Below are 17956 nucleotides of genomic sequence, written 5' to 3' on the forward strand. Positions count from 1 at the left end.
AGTTAAGCTTTTAGGTTACGAACTAGCTTGCTGTCGGTATTAACCACACTACCGCCTTGGTCGTAAGTCATACTGGTTGGGGCGCCAATTAAAATATCTTTTAATTGTTTTACACTTAAGTGTGCTTGGCGGGCAGCATGTGAGTTTACTTTATTTTGTTTTTGGCACTGCGCTAACTGCGCTTTAACTTGCGCTACTCGTTCAGTCACTTCAGGGGCATTTTCATCATTTGCAGCAAAAAGTTTATTCAACTCTTTATCGAGCTGCGTAAGCTTAGTTAAAAAAGACATTTTTTGTTGGGCAAGTTCTTTTAAACCTTCACCTCTGCGAGAGGCAATAATACTAAGCTCTTCGTTTAATAACGCATCTAATGAATCCAAGCATTTAACTTGTTCATTTAATTTAACGCTAATTAAACTATTGTGATCAGCCATATACGTTAAACTCAAAATCAGCTAAGTTTTTAGTCAGCTTTTCAGCATCAATTTGGTATTTACCTTCGGTAATCGCTTTTTTAAGCTCAGCGACCTTTTCACTATCAAAGCCAGAAGACTGCTGAGCTTTATCTTGCAGGGTTTTTAACTGCTGTGCTTGTGGCGTCAGGCTCACTGAATCGCTCGCCGCTTTAGGCGAAGGAGTCTGTGTTGTTTGTGTACTTGCAGCGTTATCTTTTTTAATATCAACTTGTTGCTGTTTAGCGTTTGTAAGCGCGTTAGCTTGTTGATTACTGCCATTAACTTGATTAACCATAATAATAAACCTGTATATTACCCAACTTATGCCAAGTTATCGGCATATACATAGGATACTTTAGTATAAATCGAAATTAAATATTTACTTGCACAGACTCTACACCATCTACGCGTGCATTCAAAATTTTACCGGATTTTTTATTCTTTATCTGTACTTGCTCACCAAGGGTGCCATCTTCAAGGGCTATCCCCGTAGTTTTTATTCTAAGTCCTTTAATACTTGCATAAATATTAACAGCGTCGCCTTTGCAAACCATACAAATTTGGTTGAGTAAAACCGGCATACCGCTTCTTATATTTCGCTTACTGCGGCTGCCAATAAGCATTAAAGGGTTATCTAAATATTGTACCCTAACAAACTGCGAAGGCTTCATTTGTACGCTTAAATGAGACTTAGTAATAACTTCACCACGGGCTAGATTTGCCGTGGCAACCACAACGGGCGCCATTTTAACTATTCTTACATGGACATATTGAGTCCAGCTTTGCGCATCGTTACATTTTATTTGTACAGTCACCTGGCGTGTAAATGGCGGCTCATTTGGCACGACTAATTCTGGCTCGTTTTCGCATACCCTATCAGGAATGCGGCTATCGAGGGCAAGCGCGGTAATCTCCACATTTTTTTCAAGTGGAACGGTAACTTGCTCTGCAATATGAGAAATTGCTATTTCTTGTAATAAATCTTTACTAAACACTTTTGCATGCAAAGGTGTTGCTAAGCAGAGGCTAGCAAGAAAATAAAAAACACTGTATCTTCTGACTTTTTTTAACAAACTCATAATGTTTCGACTATGCTTATGGTTTCAAACAGGGTATAAATATTTTGCGTCAAAAAGTAGACGCTCCCGCGATGTTATGTAGCTTTATAAACAGAAAGCAATTATCGTTCCGCATTATTTGTTTTCTTTAGGAGATTTGAATGGCAGGCATTTTAGACTCAGTAAACCAACGCACCCAGTTGGTTGGGCAGAACCGCCTAGAATTACTATTATTTAAGCTCAGAGGGCGTCAGCGTTTTGGGATCAATGTATTTAAAGTAAGAGAAGTACTGCAATGTCCTCCTTTAACAAGTATGCCTAAATCAAATGCATACATTCGGGGAGTTGCGCATATTCGTGGTCAAACTATTTCAGTTATCGACTTATCAATGGCCGTAGGCGGCCGCCCTATTGAAAATGTTAAAGACAGCTTCATAATAATTGCAGAATACAATCGTTCAGTGCAGGGCTTTTTAGTTGGCGGCGTTGAGCGAATCGTTAATATGAACTGGGAAAAAATAATGCCACCTCCGTCGGGAGCTGGGCGTTACTCTTATTTAACTGCCGTTACCGAGATTGAAAACGAATTGGTCGAAATTCTCGATGTAGAAAAAATCTTAAACGAAATTTGTCCAGTAAATACCGAAGTTAGTGCCGACCTTGCTGCCGATAGTGCAATACAAAAAGATTTAGGCGAGCGCATTGTATTTATTGCCGACGATTCAGCTGTTGCACGTAACCAAGTAAAAAGAGCACTTGAGCCACTTGGCGTGCAAACTGAGCTTGCAAAAAATGGTAAAGAGGCTTTAGTTAGGCTTAAAGAAATAGCCGAGCTTGATTGTAAAAATGATATTACTGAGCGTGTAGGTTTACTTATCTCTGATGTTGAAATGCCTGAAATGGACGGCTATACATTAACAGCAGAAATTAAAGCAGATCCAAAATTAGCGCCTCTACATGTTATTTTACACACTTCTTTGAGTGGGGTGTTTAATCAGGCGATGATCGAAAAAGTAGGCGCGGATGACTTTATAGCAAAATTTAACCCTGATGAATTGGCAACAGCAGTTAAAAAATGGGTTCATTGCGACTAAACAACAATAGGTGTTATTAATTTGAATAATAAAGATTTGCAGCAAAGTGACTACGATCAGTTTCGCTCATTTTTAGAGCAGCAATGTGGTATTGTGCTTGGCGAAAACAAGCAGTATTTAGTAAAAAGTAGGCTTGCGCCGCTTATGGCTCGTTTTAATGTTGAATCTTTATCACAATTAGTGAGTAAAACGCTTGGCCCTCATGAGCGGCAACTTAGAGCCGCTGTAGTTGATGCCATGACCACTAACGAAACCTTGTGGTTTAGGGATCAATACCCATTTGAGCTTTTAAAAAATAAATTGTTTCCAGAGTTTAAAGACGCCCGCCGACCATTAAAAATTTGGTCAGCGGCCAGCTCTTCAGGGCAAGAGCCATACTCTATTGCCATGTCTGTTGCTGAGTTTCAGGCCAAGCAACCGGGCGTGTTGCGTATGGGGGCTCAAATTATTGGTACTGATATTTCTAACACAATGCTCGATATGTGTAAAAACGCTGAATATGATGCGTTGGCATTAGCGCGAGGCCTATCAGCAGAGCGCCGTAAAAAGTACTTTATGGATAGCGGCAACGGTATGGCAAAAGTTGTCGACTCAGTTAGAAAACAGGTGAGCTTTAGACATTTAAACTTGCTTGATTCTTACGCCTTAATGGGGAAGTTTGATATTATTTTTTGCCGCAATGTCCTTATATATTTTTCACCAGAGGTTAAAGCAAAAATAATTGGTCAGTTTGCCCAAGCACTAAACCCAAAAGGGTATTTATTTTTAGGTGCGTCGGAGTCGATGACGGGCTTAAGTAATGAGTTTGATATGGTTCGTTGTAACCCTGGAATCATCTACCAAAAAAAATAATCCCATCACTTTGTTATTAAAAACGACGTTCTTAGCGTCGTTTTTTTATTTAATAACAGCCCTCTATAAAAAAATAACGTAACTAAAAACTACTGGCTTATAAATTGCTTTAACTTAAGCAAGTCAATTTTTTGGAGAACGTTATGGCTATCAGTTTTGATAAAGCATTAGGTGTGCACCCGCATGCAATGTTGATCCGCTCACAGCGGGCAGAAGTACTTGCCACAAATATAGCGAATGCTGATACGCCTGGCTATAAAGCAAAAGATATCGACTTTGCCTCAGCATTAAAAGCGGCAAGGTCAACTCAGCAAAGCGGCAATAGCATGGTTACTACCAATGAAAAACACATTGCTGGCGGTACTCGAAGTGTAGGTGGTTCTGAATTATTTCGTACTCCAAATCAAGGAGATACAGGCGATGGTAACTCAGTTGATATACAGGTGGAACGAAACTTGTATACACAGAATGCGATGGAGTATCAGGCAAGCCTGCAATTTTTAAGTAGTAAATTTAAGGGCCTGAATAAAGCGCTCGGTAGTCAAGGATAATAATTATGAGTTTATATAACGTTTTTGATATTTCAGGCAGTGGTATGAGTGCACAAAATGTTCGCTTAAATACCACCGCGAGTAATATTTCGAATGCTAATACAATTAGTTCATCCCAAGACAAAACTTACCGAGCACGCCAACCTGTATTTGCTGCCGAGCTGACGAAAGCGTCTGCTTCAGCCAGCAACCCTGAGGGCTCCGCTGTTGGTGTTAAAGTGCTGGGAATTGTTGAGAGTAACAAACCACTACAAATTGAATATAACCCTAATCACCCAAGTGCGGATGAAAATGGCTATATCTATAAACCCAACGTTAATGTTGTTGAGGAGATGGCAAATATGATCTCTGCTTCTCGCTCTTATCAAACAAACGTGCAAGTTGCCGATGCAGCTAAGCAAATGTTAAGCAAAACGCTGTTACTTGGGCAGCGATAACCGAGGGTAGGTTATGAGTAACGATATTAGTACTAGTTCATCTTTTTTGGACTCTATAACTTGGCAAGAGACCCAAGTAGCGACAACCACTGAAGAGAGCGATGCATTAACGCAGGAAGATTTTTTCTCGTTGCTAACTCAGCAGCTATCGTATCAAGATCCGAGTAATCCGGCTGATAACGATCAGATGATTGCGCAAATGACTAATTTTACCATGGCGCAAGGCATCACCGATTTAAACACAAATTTTGAGTCACTTGCCTCGTCAATGACCTCAAACTCTGCCTTACAAGCATCAACGCTGGTTGGTAAGCAAGCGCTTTTGGAATCTAATACGCTTGAGCTTGGCGAAAGCGGAGAGGCAAAAGGGTCTGCGGTTGCGGAAGAAGCTGTTGATAATTTAACAATTAAAGTCACAGATGCTTCTGGGCAACTGGTTAGAACTATCGATATGGGTTCGCAAGCAGCGGGTGCAGTGCGCTTTAGCTGGGATGGTAATAATGAATCCGGTGAGCGCCTACCAGAGGGCGAATACACTATTACTGCAGAGGGCAGTACCAACGGCGAGTTTTCAAGCTTACCGGTGGCAACATTCAAAAACATTGAAAGCGTTAATATCAACGGCTCTAGTGGCATTATTATTAACACTAAAGAGGGTGCGGTTAGGTTGACTGATGTCGCAGAGATCGCATAACCAATTAAAAAGTATTTCGCCTGCTAGCAGGCTATTAGATTCAAAGTTAGAGGTGAATTATGAGCTTTAATATCGCACTTACAGGCCTAGCTGCCGCTCAAAAAGACTTAGACGTAACAGCAAATAATATTGCTAATGTAAACACCACCGGTTTTAAAGAATCGCGTGCTGAGTTTGCCGATGTATACGCTGCATCTGTTTTTAGTGCAGGTAAAACTAAAAGCGGTGATGGTGTGCAAACAACCATGGTTGCGCAGCAATTTCATCAAGGGTCACTGCAATTTACTAACAACTCGTTAGACTTAGCGATTACCGGCGAAGGGTATTTTGCAATGACCGACGATATTTCGTCGCAAGATTTAACCTACACTCGTGCAGGTGCCTTTAAGCTTAACCAAGATAACTTTATGGTTGATGCCAAAGGCAATTATTTACAAGCATTTCCAGTCGACGAGTCATCAGGTGATACCACATCGGTTAGTTTAAGTACTACAAATCCGATTCAAATTCCTGACTCATCAGGTTCACCTCGCGCAACCGAAAACGTATTTTTATCGTTCAACTTAGATGCGACAGCTGATGCAACAGGCTTAAGCTTTGATCCAACTTCAAGTGGTACTTATAACTCATCTACGTCAACAACGGTATATGATTCACTAGGTGAGCCACATATTCTGCAGTACTTTTTTGTAAAAGAAGAAGATGCAGCCTCCGGTGGTACTGATAATAGCTGGGAAGTCTACGCCACACTTGATGGCAAGGTAATAGACGGTACATCTGGTGCAGAGCAAACAACTACGCCATATACACCTATTACTACACTCGGTTTTGATTCTAGCGGTTTACCCGCCACAACGGATGGTGTAGCAAATACTAACGCTACTACATTTGATGAAATTAATTTACCGGCAGGTGCAGGTACTGGTTTATCGTCAATGCTTGATAACGGCGCAACCTTCCCAAGTACAGGGATTGAGCTAAACTGGCGCGATGAAAACAACACCGCAGGCCGTATTCCAACTCAGTACTCAAGTGGCTTTGAAGTAAAAGCACTTGACCAAGATGGTTCTACAGTGGGTCGTTTAGCGGGTATTGATATTGGCACAGACGGTAAAATTGTTGCCTCATACAGCAATGGCGATTCAACCTACTTAGGCCAAGTTGCTATGGTTCGCTTTCCAAACTCTCAAGGCCTTTCACAAGTAGGCGATACCAGCTGGAAGCAAAGCATTGACTCTGGTGAGCCAGTGGCTGGTGAAGCAGGCTCGGGTACTTTTGGTAGTATTAATTCATCCGCGCTTGAGCAATCTAATACCAACTTAACAAACGAATTAGTTGATTTGATTACCGCTCAACGTAACTACCAAGCGAACTCAAGAGCGCTTGAAGTTAACTCAACAATTCAGCAAAGTATTTTGCAGATTCGATAAGTTAACCTTATTTTTGGTTAAGACTCTGAGGCTGCATTTTTGCAGCCTTTTTTGTAGCTATGTCGCTAAAACTAGTCTAGCTGAACCGTTCAATACCTTCCTTATATTGCGTCAAATTTAACCTGGCATCTATTTTGCATTTATCAACTCAGAGATTTTTTATGTGAGTCGATGTTATGGACAAAATGGTCTACATTGCAGCCTCTGGCGCTAAGCAAAGCCTACAAGGGCTTGCACTTAAAGCCAATAATTTGGCAAACGCAAACACCACAGGCTTTAAAGCTGACTTTGCGCAAGCGCGCTCTATGCAAGCATTTGGCGAGGGCTTACCAACGCGCGTGTTTTCTATGCAAGAGCGACCAGGTTCTAACATGACCTCTGGCGGCATAATCGAAACAGGGCGAGATTTAGATATTGCCATGAGCGATAACGCCTGGCTTGCCGTTCAAGATGACTCAGGTAACGAAGCATATACAAAAGTAGGCACGCTAAACATTACTGCACAAGGTATGTTGGTAACAAGTCATGGTCGTCAAGTTATTGGCGAAGGTGGCCCCGTAATTTTACCGGTTCCTATTGAAAAAATAAGTTTTAGTGAAGATGGTGCCATACAGGTTCGCCCTCAAGGCGCGCCTGCAAATTTTTTAGAAGAAGTAGACACGCTGCGCGTTGTTGAAGGAAACAGCAGAGAGCTTGAAAAAGGCAACGATGGTTTATTTAGACCTGTACCAGGGCAAACCGTCGATACCTCTACAAATGTAAAAGTGTTAAGTGGTGCACTGGAAATGTCTAACGTTAATCCAGTTCACGAAATGGTCGATATGATCAACCACCAACGTCAATTTGAGTTACAAGTAAAACTAATGAAAACAGCTGAAGAGATTGACGAACGTCAAGATCAGTTGATGCGCATAGTTTAACTTTAAAATGAGGGCATACTTATGAATCCTGCATTGTGGATAAGTAAAACAGGGCTAGACGCTCAACAAACTGATATTTCAGTTATTTCAAATAACTTGGCGAATGCCAGTACCGTAGGTTACAAAAAAAGCCGCGCTATTTTTGAAGATTTACTGTATCAAAACATCAACCAGCCTGGCGGGCGCTCTTCACAAGATACCGAGCTGCCATCTGGCCTAATGCTAGGTGCGGGTGCAAAAGTGGTTGCTAACCAAAAAGAGTTTACGCAAGGTAATATGCTCACCACCGAAAACTCACTCGATTGGATGATTTCAGGCGAAGGTTTTTTTGAAGTGCTGCAACCCGATGGCAATATTGCGTATTCGCGTAATGGGCAATTTACTACCGATGAAGACGGCCGCATTGTTACCTCAGGTGCAGGTTTTGTTGTTCAGCCCGAAATGAATGTTCCCGATGATGCGCAATCAATTACAGTTTCTCAAGATGGTGAAGTATCTGTACGCGTTGCAGGGCAAGCCGATAACGTGGTGATTGGCCAGCTAACAATAAGTGACTTTATTAATCCATCGGGTCTTGAGCCAATTGGTCAAAACCTTTACACCGAAACCGCTGTTAGTGGGGCGCCTGTTCAAGGTAATCCAGGCGTAGAAGGCTTAGGAACTATTATTCAAGGCTCGCTTGAAACATCAAACGTTAATGTAACGGAAGAATTGGTTAACCTTATCGAAACTCAACGTGTTTACGAAATGAACTCAAAAGTAATCTCGGCCGTTGACGAAATGATGAGCTACATCAATCAACAGTTATAACCGTGCACAAGGGGATAGTTATGCGTAATGTTATTTTATTTGCAGCAGGCACCTTATTTTTAAGTGGCTGTGTTTCTACGCAAAATAGTGAAGTGGTTCAAGATGATCCCTACTACGCACCCATGTACCCAGAGCCTGTAGCAGAGCCTGTTGTTGCAACGGGCTCGTTGTTTAACACCAATACATTTAATGATTTGTATTCAGACAAAAAAGCACTTAGAACCGGCGATATAATTACCGTTAAGCTTGAAGAGTCAACACAAGCTACAAAAGCCGCTAAAACCGAAACCGATAAAGAAACCGAAGCCAGCCTAGACCCCGTTATTGGGTTAGGTGGTTTACCAGTCAATATAGGTGGCGACAGTATTCAGTTTGGCATTAGTAGTGACTCATCATTTACCGGTGACTCTAAATCAAATCAGTCAAACAGCTTAGTGGGCGATATCTCGGTGAATGTTATGCGTGTTTTACCCAATGGTAACTTAGTTATTCGTGGTGAAAAATGGCTAACACTTAACACCGGCGAAGAGTTTATTAGGCTCGAAGGGCTTGTACGTCCGCAAGATGTAAGCGCCGATAACACGGTTGAGTCGAATAGAATAGCTAATGCCCGAATTCAATATTCAGGTAAAGGACAAACACAAGAAGCGCAAAGCCCAGGGTGGTTAACACGTTTCTTTAGTAGCTCGTTATTTCCGTTTTAGAGGATAGTAGTATGAATAGCATTAAAGCGTTTATTTTGATCATACTGCTAGGCTGGCAATTTTCTGCCAGCGCCGAGCGTATAAAAGATGTCTCTATGGTTGAAGGCGTACGTGCTAACCAATTGGTTGGCTATGGTTTAGTGGTGGGGCTACCTGGTACTGGGGAGCAAAACTCTTATACGCAACAAAGCTTTAGAGGCATGCTGAACAGTTTTGGTATTACGCTGCCTTCAACACAAAGCCCTAAAATTAAAAACGTAGCAGCAGTGGCAGTCCATGCTGAGCTTCCGCCGTTTAGAAAGCCGGGTCAAACAATTGATATTACGGTATCTTCTATTGGCAGTGCAGGCAGTTTACGTGGCGGCACCTTGCTCCAAACTTTTTTAAAAGGGGTGGATGGAAACGTATACGCTATAGCACAAGGTAGCCTAATTGTGGGTGGTTTAGGAGCACAAGGGCTAGATGGCAGTAAAGTGGTCATTAACACCCCGACAGTTGGCCGCGTACCTAACGGAGCGACTGTTGAACGCGAAGTTAAAAGCCCTTTTATGCAAGGCGACTACATTACTTTTAACCTAAACCGCCCAGACTTTACAACGGCAAAACGTTTAGAAGCAACAATTAACAACTTGGTAGGCCCTAATAGTGCACAAGCTATTGACGCTGCCTCAGTACGCGTTATTGCGCCACGTGATGCATCGCAACGAGTGTCTTATTTATCAACGCTTGAAAACCTAGAGTTTAAGCCTGCTGACACTTCAGCCAAAATTATTGTTAATTCACGTACGGGAACGATTGTCATTGGCAAAAATGTGAAGCTACAGCCTGCGGCAATAACCCATGGCGGCCTAACAGTCACAATTGCTGAACAGCAAAATGTAACGCAGCCTAATCCATTAGCAGAAGGCGAAACCGTTGTTACACAGCAAAGTATTATTGACGTTAATCAAGATGATTCTCGTGCGTTTGTATTTAACCCCGGCGTTAGCTTAGATGACTTAGTGCGTGCTATAAATGAAGTAGGCGCAGCACCTGGAGACCTAATGGCTATTTTAGAAGCGCTTAAAGAAGCGGGTGCAATTAACGGACAGCTTGTTGTTATTTAATTATTTTTAAGAATGTTTACCCTTCCAAATAAAGCTTAAGTACTCAAAAGGTACTTAAGCTTTTTACTGTTTACCTTTCTTTGGCTCAATTTTTGCATTTCTTAAAGCATTATTCATTTTTGTGTCAAAAAGCTGATGGAAACAAATCACCTCGATAAGCAAAACTTTTTTGATTTAAGTAATCTTAATACTTTACGTCAAGACGCTTTAAACAGCGGTGATGCATCTACTGATGCCTCTAAAGCGGCGCTAAAAAAAGCAGCGGCACAATTTGAAGCTATTTTTACCCAAATGCTTCTAAAAGGGATGCGTAAAGCCAACGAAGCATTTGAAGATGAAGACAGTCCGTTTAACTCTAGCGGCGTAAAGTTTTTTGAAGAAATGCACGATCAGCAGCTCTCTTCTGAGCTTTCATCAAATGGGTCTTTAGGTTTGGCTGATTTAATTGTTCAGCAGCTCTCACCAGAGGCTGAGAACTTTATGCCTGGCTCCGTATTAAGAACTACTAACGACTTTATCAGTGATAAACGCGCAGGCTCTGAACTGCCGCACGAAAAGGTGCACAGTGTAAAGCAAGCAAATAAAGATGACTCAGCAGTCAGCAGTGCGGCAACACAAACTAAAACCACAACACAGCCTACACAGCAGTCGTCGTTTAATAATGCTGAAGAGTTTGTTAGTGCAGTGTGGGAGCATGCTAAAACAGCGGCCGAAAAAATTGGTTTAAACCCTGCAGTAATGGTGGCCCAAGCGGCACTTGAGACTGGTTGGGGTAAGCATATTATTAATAAAAGCGACGGGAATAGCTCAAATAACCTGTTCAATATTAAATCAGATAAAAGCTGGGAAGGCGATAAAGCAAGTAAAGTAACGCTTGAATTTGAGCAAGGTACCCCTGTTAAAAAACAAGCAAGTTTTAGAGCTTACGATTCTATAAAAGAAAGCGTGAACGACTTTGTCGATTTTTTAACGCAAAACCCACGCTACGAAGAAGCATTACAAAAAACAGCACAGCCAAACGAATTTTTAGATTCGCTACAAAAAGCAGGCTATGCAACGGACCCTAATTACGCGAGCAAAATAAAAAAAGTGCTAAATAGTAGTGAGCTTAAAAATATTGCAACAAGCGCGTTTACCCAAGGAGTGAAGTAATATGTCGTTTAGTTTATTAAATATTGCCAGTGCTGGGGTGCGTTCAAGCTCTGAGCTGTTGCAAACGACCAGTAAAAACATCACCAATGTAAATACAGAAGGCTACGTACGTGAGCGCACTGAATTTACCACGATGGTAGATAACCAAGTAGGACGCGGCGAAACATACAGATTATTGAACGAGTTTGCCCAGTCGCAGTTAAACCGCGATACGTCAAATAAATCGTTTTTTGATCAATTTGTAACAGAAGCCAACCGTGTTGATACTATTTTTTCAGAAGAGTCTAATAACTTATCAACGGGCATAAATTCATTATTTAATAACGTGCAAGAGGCGCTTAATCAGCCCTCTTCGTCGGTTGCTCGTTCATTAGTAATGACCGATGCGCAAAGCTTAGTTGATCAAATGGATAGGCTTTCGGGTATCGTGCTTGAGCAACAAGGTATAGTGAATGAGCAGCTTGAGATTTTCTCTGAAGAAGCCAACTCACTTATCCAAAATATAAATACGTTAAACCAAGAAATTGCAGTCGTAAATGGCACAAATAACGCATCAAGCGCAAGCTCTATTTATAACCAGCGCGACTTAGCGATTCGTGAATTATCAGAGCTTGTTGATATAGAAACACTTGATGGCCCTAATGGCGAAAAACTCGTCTTTATGGGCAGCGGTGAATCTTTAGTTATGGAAAACGGTACATTTAACTTGTTTTCACTGTCGGGTGACCCCGATCCTAATTTTAAAGAATTGACGCTTGACGTTAATGGCGGCAAAGCTGTGACGCTAGAAATAGATGCAACTAAATTAAAAGGCAAAATTGGCGGCTTGTTGGCTTTTAGAGACGACATACTCGTGCCTGCACAAAATCAAATTGGCCAAATGGGATTGGCCATTGCAGATGCGTTCAACGAGCAAAATAAATTGGGTATGGATGCTAACGGCGAGCTAGGCGGTGATATATTTAATATACCTACCGTGGGTGCTTATGCATACCAAGCTAATACCGGCGGCGCCAGTATAACTGCCACGCTTGAGGCCGGTAAAAGCAGTGAACTGCCTGCCAGCGACTTTATTGTTACTTATACCGCTAATGCAAATGAAGTTAGCATTCAGCCTATAGATAATAAAGGGGAGCCGATAGGCAGCGCCTCTTTAGCGACGATACCGCCATCTGGTGTTATCGACTCAGATGATATTACGAGTGGGGAGTCGTTTGGTTTACAAATTGATGTAGCCGGTACTGGTAATACAGGTGATCAGTTTCAAATTAAACTTAACTCTGAGGCGGCAACCAGTATTTCCCTTGCGACAAGCCGCGGTGAAGACTTAGCTCTGGCATCGCCTATTCGTACAGCTAACAGCATAGATAATGTAGGCACTGCTACTATTTCAGCTGGAGAAGTAACAAGCGTTACATCGGGTGGCTTTACTACCGCCCCTAGTTTAGCCAATGGTGATATAACGTTAGTTAAAACAGGCGCTGCAAATGAATACCAAATTACAGATGCAAATGGCACCACAACCTTTACTATAACGCCACCGGCAGAGGGTATACTGGCTCAGGCTGGTGCACCTTATAGCAACTATGGCTTTGATTTTGACATTGAAGGCACGCCAGCTACCGGGGACACCTTTACCCTTGAATTTAACGAAGGGGGCTTTGACGATAACCGTAATGGTTTAAAACTCGCTGATTTACAAAATGGTGAGTTAGTACGTAAAAATGTAGTGACAACAGCCACTGCCGACAATCACGAAACGTTTAATCAAGCCTATTCAGGGTTAGTGAGCGATATTGGCGTAGTCACTGGCCAAGCCATTACCAGTGCCAGCGCATTTGATGCGTTAGCAGAGCAATCAGAAGCGTGGTATGAGTCGCTCTCAGGTGTAAACCTAGATGAAGAGGCTGCCAATTTACTGCGTTTTCAGCAATCATATTCAGCATCAGCTCAAGTGTTGGCTGCAGCTCAAGAAATTTTTGACACCTTATTAAGTGCAGCGAGGTAATTATGCGTTTATCAAATAACTTAATGTACCAAAACAACATTAATAAAATACTCGATAGCCAACAAAGTGTTGCTAATGCGCAAGAGCAAGTAACAACAGGGCAGAAGTATTTAACTACCTCAGAAGCACCTGCTGCTATTTCGCAAGGGATGCTTTACTCAAATAAAATACAAACAAATGAGCAGCATGCTAAAAATATTGACCAATTAAATGGCCGCCTTGAAACTGAAGAAACTATCTTACAAAGTATAAATACTAATATTCAGCAAGCCCAAGAGCTGGCTATTCAAGCGGGCAATGGTGCTTATACTCAAGATGATTTAGAGTCTATCGCTGCTGAGCTGAGTGAAATACAAAAAACACTCGTCAATTTAATGAATACCCGCTCAGAAGACGGTAAGTTTATTTTTTCAGGCTACCAAGATAGCACTCAACCATACCAGTTTGACTCTACTACGGGTGAATATACTTATAATGGAGATCAAGGCCAGCATGTTATAACCATTGCTGAAGGGGTAAGTATTAAATCTAGCGATAACGGTTTTGATACGTTTGAGAAAAGCGACGCACGACTTGATGTTACTGATAATCAAGCTGCGATCCCGGTAACTACGCCTGCAAATAATATTACAGCAGGCACGGTTTATGTAGATGGCCAAACAGAGTTCGACCGTTTCCACCAAGATAATTACAACGCTGATCCAACCGCAGCGGCAACAGCGAACACGTATAATGTGGTAATAACACCAGGCGCTACCGCCAACGACCCTGATACTTATGAAATTTTGCGCGACGGTGTGTCGTTGAGCCCCGCACAAGTAGGTGAGGTAACGGATGAGCCAATCGATTTTGCAGGCATGAAAATCGAATTTGAAGGCGCAGCACCAGGCCAGCTTGATTTTACCCTCGAAAAGCCGCACAAAGAAAACGTGCTTAATACATTACAATCGCTCATTACGGGGTTAAATGATGGCACACTTGAAAACGATGATTTTCAGCAAGTATTAGCCGATGGTGTAGTACAGCTTCAAAATGCAAGTGAGCAAGTTGTGTATACGCAAGCGAGCTTAGGCGGGCGGATGAATGCGGTTGAAAGCGTGAGTGACTCAAATCTTGCGCAAGACATTCAAAACAAAAGTAACCTTTCTGATTTAGTAGAGGTAGACATGGCAGAAGCCATTAGTGAACTCACTAAACAAGAAACCGCACTGCAAGCGTCACAAGCCACGTTTGGCCGTTTAACAAACCTTTCTTTATTTGATTACTTATAAACAGATTATAAGCAGAAATACCTTGCCGCTTTAGTTAATACAAAGCGGCAAAAACCTCCCTCAAAATAGCGGCAATAATTTGTCATCCCTCCAGCTAAACAGATAACTTAAGTATTAATGTATAATATTTTATAAAAAAACTTTAAAAACAAGTGGTTATATTAACGTGAAAGTTGGCACGCTAAATGCTTTTCTAATAATTAGAAATTATCTAATAGTGGTTCCTGTTAAAACGTGTTGAACCACACTCTGTTTAAACCTAGGAGATGGTAAAATGGCATTAACAGTAAATACTAATGTGTCGTCACTAAACGCACAACGTAACTTATCAAAATCTGGCGAAGGCCTAGCAACGTCAATGGAGCGTTTGTCATCAGGTATGCGTATCAATAGCGCTAAAGATGATGCCGCAGGCTTACAAATATCAAACCGCTTAACCTCACAAATAAATGGTTTGTCAGTTGCTCAACGTAATGCCAATGATGGTATTTCAATGGCGCAAACCGCTGAAGGCGCGATGCAGGAGTCAACTAATATCCTACAGCGCATGCGTGAATTAGCCTTGCAATCGGCTAATGGCTCTAATTCTGCGGAAGACCGTGACGCATTGCAACAAGAAGTCACTGCATTACAAACAGAGTTGACCAGAATCTCAGATACAACAACATTTGGTGGCCTTCAGCTTCTTGATGGGAGTTTTGGAACTAAGCAATTTCAAGTTGGTTCAGACGCTAATCAAACTATATCAGTAAGCCTAGAAAGTACATCAGCTTCAGATATTGGTAGTCACGAAGTTGAAGGTGCTGGAAGCGTTTTTGGTGGGGTAACAACAACTGCTCTATCAGTAGAGCTGGGTACTGGTAATGACGGAGATGTAACTTTTTCTGGTTATAAAGGGTCATACACACATAACTATACTACACCAGAGTCAGCAGTCGATGTTGCTGAGAGTATAAATGAACAAAACACAGGTATAGAAGCAGAAGCCTTTGTAAACGTAATAATTGCTGACTTGGGCGTTTCTGATGATGGGGTGTTGGCTGTAGGCGATGAGACTTATGATTTATCGACCTTTGCAGGTAATACCGAAAGGCTCTCAGAGGAATTGGCTAAATCAGGTTTTGATGTAAAATATGACGCTGACACTAATACTATAGACTTAACAGCAAAAGGTGTTAATGGGGTCGAAGTGACAGGGGCGACAACAGGTTCAATGAGTTTAGATGGAACGGTTGCTGGGGGCACAAATACTGATGTTAGTAAAACATCAGAGTTGAGATTGTCTTCTACTCAACAATTTAGTGTTGGTGATGATGGTACAGCGGATGCCGCAGAGTTAGTCGGTGATGTAAATTCAGAGCTGGTTACTGTTAAAGATATAGATATTGCCTCTTCTCAAGATGGTGCGCAAAGTGCAATCGATGTGATCGATTCGGCAATAGCGCAAATTGATTCAATCAGAGCTGGTTTAGGTGCTGTTCAAAATCGTTTTAGCCATACTATTAGTAATCTTGCTAATATCGAAGAGAATGTATCAGCTTCTCGAAGCAGAATACAAGATACCGACTTTGCCACTGAAACAGCTGAAATGACTAAAAACCAAATATTGCAGCAAGCAGGTACTTCTATACTTTCGCAAGCAAACCAAATACCGCAAGCGGCAATTAGCTTATTAGGTGGTTAATGGGCTCGATAGTTTAATTAGCTAAAAACGCACCTTTATAGGTGCGTTTTTGTTATTTAGCTATAATTAGCTATAGGGGAATATAACTATAAGGTGATAATTAAATTTAGGTAAACTTATTTTTATCAATAGGTTAATCCATTTATAAAAGAAAAATTAAAAATAAATTAAAATAATGCTAAAGATAAAATTTCTTCTGCCGTTAACTTAACCAGTACAGAGCTTGAACATACAATTGTGAAAGCTCTTGGTTAAATCTAAACAGTCACATTACGAAAGTAATCAGGAGTTTTATTATGATTTCAGTAAATACAAATGTATCTTCATTAAACGCTCAGCGTAACCTATCTGCTTCAGGCTCTGACCTTGCAACGTCAATGGAGCGCTTATCATCAGGTATGCGTATCAACAGCGCAAAAGATGATGCGGCAGGTCTACAAATTTCAAACCGTTTAACATCACAAGTAAATGGTTTAGCAGTAGCACAGCGTAACGCTAACGATGGTATTTCAATGGCGCAAACAGCTGAAGGTGCTATGAATGAGTCTACAAGTATTTTACAACGCATGCGTGAATTAGCACTACAGTCTGCTAATGGCTCTAACTCAGCTGAAGATAGAGATGCACTTCAACAAGAAGTAACTGCACTGCAAACAGAGCTTACTCGTATTTCAGATACAACCACTTTTGGTGGAGTGAACTTACTTGATGGCAGCTTTGGCACTAAACAGTTTCAAGTAGGCTCAGATGCTGAACAAACTATAGGTGTTTCTCTTAAAAGTACAGCAGCTACGGATTTAGGTGCTTTTGAAGTTGAGGGGGCTGGCTCAGTTTTCGGTACGTTAACGGCTGGTACTTTAGCCACTGAATTTGCTACAGGTACTGATGGCGACGTTACTATTTCAGGCTATAAAGGTTCTTACACTCATAGTTACGTCGCTACTGAAAGCGCTGCAGATGTAGCAAAAGCTATTAATGCACAAAACACGGGTGTTGAAGCTGAGGCATACTTAGAAGCTACTATAGCGGATTTAAGTGTTGGTGATGATGGCATTCTAAAAGTCGGCGACGAAAGCTACGACTTAGCGGAATATGCTGGCAACACAGAAAGATTAGCAGATGATTTAGCAAAAGATGGCTTTGATGTTGATTTTGACGCTGATGCCGGCACTATTGATTTAAAAGCAACAGGTATAAATGGTATTGAAATCACTGGCGCTACAACAGGGGCAGGGAATTCAACAGCAACTTTAGATGGCGGCGCTGTAGCCGCTGATGTATCAAAAACTTCAGAGCTTCGTTTATCATCAACGCAAACATTTAGCATTGGTGATGATGGTACTGCAGACTCTGGTGAATTAGTTGGTGCTAATACTTCAACACTTAATAATATCAATTCAGTGGATATCTCAACTAGTCAACAAACAGCACAGGACGCGATTGATGTTATTGACTCTGCAATCGCTCAAATTGATAGCCAGCGAGCTGACTTAGGTGCTGTTCAAAACCGTTTTGGTCATACAATAAGTAACCTTGCAAATATTTCTGAAAATGTTTCTGCTTCACGTAGTCGTATTCAAGATACCGACTTTGCAACTGAAACGGCAGAGATGACTAAAAACCAAATTTTGCAACAAGCGGGTACGTCAATCTTATCGCAAGCGAATCAGTTGCCACAAACAGCACTTAGCTTAATAGGCTAATTTGCTAAACGTTATAGCTTAATGGGT

The 17956-nt window shown here is 41.5% G+C and carries 18 protein-coding genes; 15 read left to right on the forward strand and 3 right to left on the reverse strand.

Features of this window, described 5'->3' with window-relative positions:
- Positions 1-2: 2 nt before the first annotated feature.
- From MSC25_RS05340 to flgA, 3 genes are all read right to left on the reverse strand, one after another.
- On the reverse strand, positions 3-434 hold the full coding sequence (locus MSC25_RS05340; RefSeq protein WP_096739241.1) for a flagellar protein FlgN: 432 nt from the start codon (positions 432-434) through the stop codon (positions 3-5).
- Positions 427-750 carry a flagellar biosynthesis anti-sigma factor FlgM gene (gene flgM / locus MSC25_RS05345; RefSeq protein ID WP_004588011.1) on the reverse strand — a complete coding sequence of 108 codons (324 nt, stop codon included), beginning with the start codon at positions 748-750 and terminating at the stop codon, positions 427-429. The genes MSC25_RS05340 and flgM overlap by 8 nt, the downstream gene beginning before the upstream one ends.
- Before the next feature lie 76 nt (positions 751-826).
- Positions 827-1534, reverse strand: a complete 708-nt coding sequence (gene flgA, locus MSC25_RS05350) for a flagellar basal body P-ring formation chaperone FlgA (RefSeq protein ID WP_054982971.1) — start codon at positions 1532-1534, stop codon at positions 827-829.
- A gap of 140 nt (positions 1535-1674) precedes the next feature.
- On the opposite strand from flgA, the gene MSC25_RS05355 reads away from it, so the two are divergent.
- From MSC25_RS05355 to MSC25_RS05425, 15 genes are all read left to right on the forward strand, one after another.
- Positions 1675-2607 (forward strand): chemotaxis protein CheV, encoded by a 933-nt coding sequence (locus MSC25_RS05355; protein ID WP_004588013.1) that lies wholly within the window; start codon positions 1675-1677, stop codon positions 2605-2607.
- A 21-nt stretch (positions 2608-2628) separates the two neighbouring features.
- Complete coding sequence (locus MSC25_RS05360) at positions 2629-3459, forward strand: protein-glutamate O-methyltransferase CheR (RefSeq protein ID WP_004588014.1); 831 nt, start codon at positions 2629-2631, stop codon at positions 3457-3459.
- Between the two features lie 143 nt (positions 3460-3602).
- On the forward strand, positions 3603-4010 hold the full coding sequence (gene flgB / locus MSC25_RS05365) for a flagellar basal body rod protein FlgB (RefSeq protein ID WP_029773927.1): 408 nt from the start codon (positions 3603-3605) through the stop codon (positions 4008-4010).
- A gap of 5 nt (positions 4011-4015) precedes the next feature.
- A complete protein-coding gene (gene flgC / locus MSC25_RS05370) occupies positions 4016-4447 on the forward strand; it encodes a flagellar basal body rod protein FlgC (RefSeq protein ID WP_248442830.1) in 432 nt (143 codons plus the stop codon).
- A 13-nt stretch (positions 4448-4460) separates the two neighbouring features.
- A complete protein-coding gene (locus MSC25_RS05375; RefSeq protein ID WP_004588017.1) occupies positions 4461-5141 on the forward strand; it encodes a flagellar hook assembly protein FlgD in 681 nt (226 codons plus the stop codon).
- Positions 5142-5200: 59 nt separating this feature from the next.
- The gene (gene flgE, locus MSC25_RS05380) at positions 5201-6571 is read left to right on the forward strand and encodes a flagellar hook protein FlgE (protein ID WP_121637815.1); all 1371 of its coding nucleotides are present in this window, start codon (positions 5201-5203) and stop codon (positions 6569-6571) included.
- A 176-nt stretch (positions 6572-6747) separates the two neighbouring features.
- Entirely contained in the window at positions 6748-7491 is a 744-nt protein-coding gene (locus MSC25_RS05385; RefSeq protein ID WP_121637814.1) for a flagellar basal body rod protein FlgF, read from the forward strand.
- A 21-nt stretch (positions 7492-7512) separates the two neighbouring features.
- Positions 7513-8301, forward strand: a complete 789-nt coding sequence (flgG, locus tag MSC25_RS05390; RefSeq protein WP_004588020.1) for a flagellar basal-body rod protein FlgG — start codon at positions 7513-7515, stop codon at positions 8299-8301.
- Positions 8302-8321: 20 nt separating this feature from the next.
- Positions 8322-9005, forward strand: coding sequence for a flagellar basal body L-ring protein FlgH (flgH, locus tag MSC25_RS05395; protein ID WP_248442831.1), 684 nt, complete (start codon positions 8322-8324; stop codon positions 9003-9005).
- A gap of 11 nt (positions 9006-9016) precedes the next feature.
- Complete coding sequence (locus MSC25_RS05400; RefSeq protein WP_004588022.1) at positions 9017-10111, forward strand: flagellar basal body P-ring protein FlgI; 1095 nt, start codon at positions 9017-9019, stop codon at positions 10109-10111.
- 135 nt (positions 10112-10246) lie between these two features.
- On the forward strand, positions 10247-11263 hold the full coding sequence (flgJ, locus tag MSC25_RS05405) for a flagellar assembly peptidoglycan hydrolase FlgJ (protein ID WP_054982973.1): 1017 nt from the start codon (positions 10247-10249) through the stop codon (positions 11261-11263).
- Position 11264: 1 nt separating this feature from the next.
- The gene (flgK, locus tag MSC25_RS05410; RefSeq protein ID WP_248442832.1) at positions 11265-13271 is read left to right on the forward strand and encodes a flagellar hook-associated protein FlgK; all 2007 of its coding nucleotides are present in this window, start codon (positions 11265-11267) and stop codon (positions 13269-13271) included.
- Positions 13272-13273: 2 nt separating this feature from the next.
- Complete coding sequence (gene flgL, locus MSC25_RS05415) at positions 13274-14542, forward strand: flagellar hook-associated protein FlgL (protein ID WP_096739245.1); 1269 nt, start codon at positions 13274-13276, stop codon at positions 14540-14542.
- A gap of 274 nt (positions 14543-14816) precedes the next feature.
- Positions 14817-16226, forward strand: coding sequence for a flagellin (locus MSC25_RS05420; RefSeq protein WP_096739246.1), 1410 nt, complete (start codon positions 14817-14819; stop codon positions 16224-16226).
- A gap of 293 nt (positions 16227-16519) precedes the next feature.
- The gene (locus MSC25_RS05425) at positions 16520-17929 is read left to right on the forward strand and encodes a flagellin (protein WP_096739247.1); all 1410 of its coding nucleotides are present in this window, start codon (positions 16520-16522) and stop codon (positions 17927-17929) included.
- Positions 17930-17956 lie beyond the last annotated feature (27 nt).

Origin of the sequence: Pseudoalteromonas sp. 1CM17D (assembly GCF_023161805.1) — a bacterium.
Lineage (GTDB): Bacteria > Pseudomonadota > Gammaproteobacteria > Enterobacterales > Alteromonadaceae > Pseudoalteromonas > Pseudoalteromonas atlantica.

Excerpts from the sequence above, each read along its gene's own strand:
- MSC25_RS05340 (WP_096739241.1), bottom strand. The coding sequence starts at position 434 with ATGGCTGATCACAATAGTTTAATTAGCGTTAAATTAAATGAACAAGTT.
- flgM (WP_004588011.1), bottom strand. The coding sequence starts at position 750 with ATGGTTAATCAAGTTAATGGCAGTAATCAACAAGCTAACGCGCTTACA.
- flgA (WP_054982971.1), bottom strand. The coding sequence starts at position 1,534 with ATGAGTTTGTTAAAAAAAGTCAGAAGATACAGTGTTTTTTATTTTCTT.
- MSC25_RS05355 (WP_004588013.1), top strand. The coding sequence starts at position 1,675 with ATGGCAGGCATTTTAGACTCAGTAAACCAACGCACCCAGTTGGTTGGG.
- flgB (WP_029773927.1), top strand. The coding sequence starts at position 3,603 with ATGGCTATCAGTTTTGATAAAGCATTAGGTGTGCACCCGCATGCAATG.
- flgC (WP_248442830.1), top strand. The coding sequence starts at position 4,016 with ATGAGTTTATATAACGTTTTTGATATTTCAGGCAGTGGTATGAGTGCA.
- MSC25_RS05375 (WP_004588017.1), top strand. The coding sequence starts at position 4,461 with ATGAGTAACGATATTAGTACTAGTTCATCTTTTTTGGACTCTATAACT.
- flgE (WP_121637815.1), top strand. The coding sequence starts at position 5,201 with ATGAGCTTTAATATCGCACTTACAGGCCTAGCTGCCGCTCAAAAAGAC.
- MSC25_RS05385 (WP_121637814.1), top strand. The coding sequence starts at position 6,748 with ATGGACAAAATGGTCTACATTGCAGCCTCTGGCGCTAAGCAAAGCCTA.
- flgG (WP_004588020.1), top strand. The coding sequence starts at position 7,513 with ATGAATCCTGCATTGTGGATAAGTAAAACAGGGCTAGACGCTCAACAA.
- flgH (WP_248442831.1), top strand. The coding sequence starts at position 8,322 with ATGCGTAATGTTATTTTATTTGCAGCAGGCACCTTATTTTTAAGTGGC.
- MSC25_RS05400 (WP_004588022.1), top strand. The coding sequence starts at position 9,017 with ATGAATAGCATTAAAGCGTTTATTTTGATCATACTGCTAGGCTGGCAA.
- flgJ (WP_054982973.1), top strand. The coding sequence starts at position 10,247 with ATGGAAACAAATCACCTCGATAAGCAAAACTTTTTTGATTTAAGTAAT.
- flgK (WP_248442832.1), top strand. The coding sequence starts at position 11,265 with ATGTCGTTTAGTTTATTAAATATTGCCAGTGCTGGGGTGCGTTCAAGC.
- flgL (WP_096739245.1), top strand. The coding sequence starts at position 13,274 with ATGCGTTTATCAAATAACTTAATGTACCAAAACAACATTAATAAAATA.
- MSC25_RS05420 (WP_096739246.1), top strand. The coding sequence starts at position 14,817 with ATGGCATTAACAGTAAATACTAATGTGTCGTCACTAAACGCACAACGT.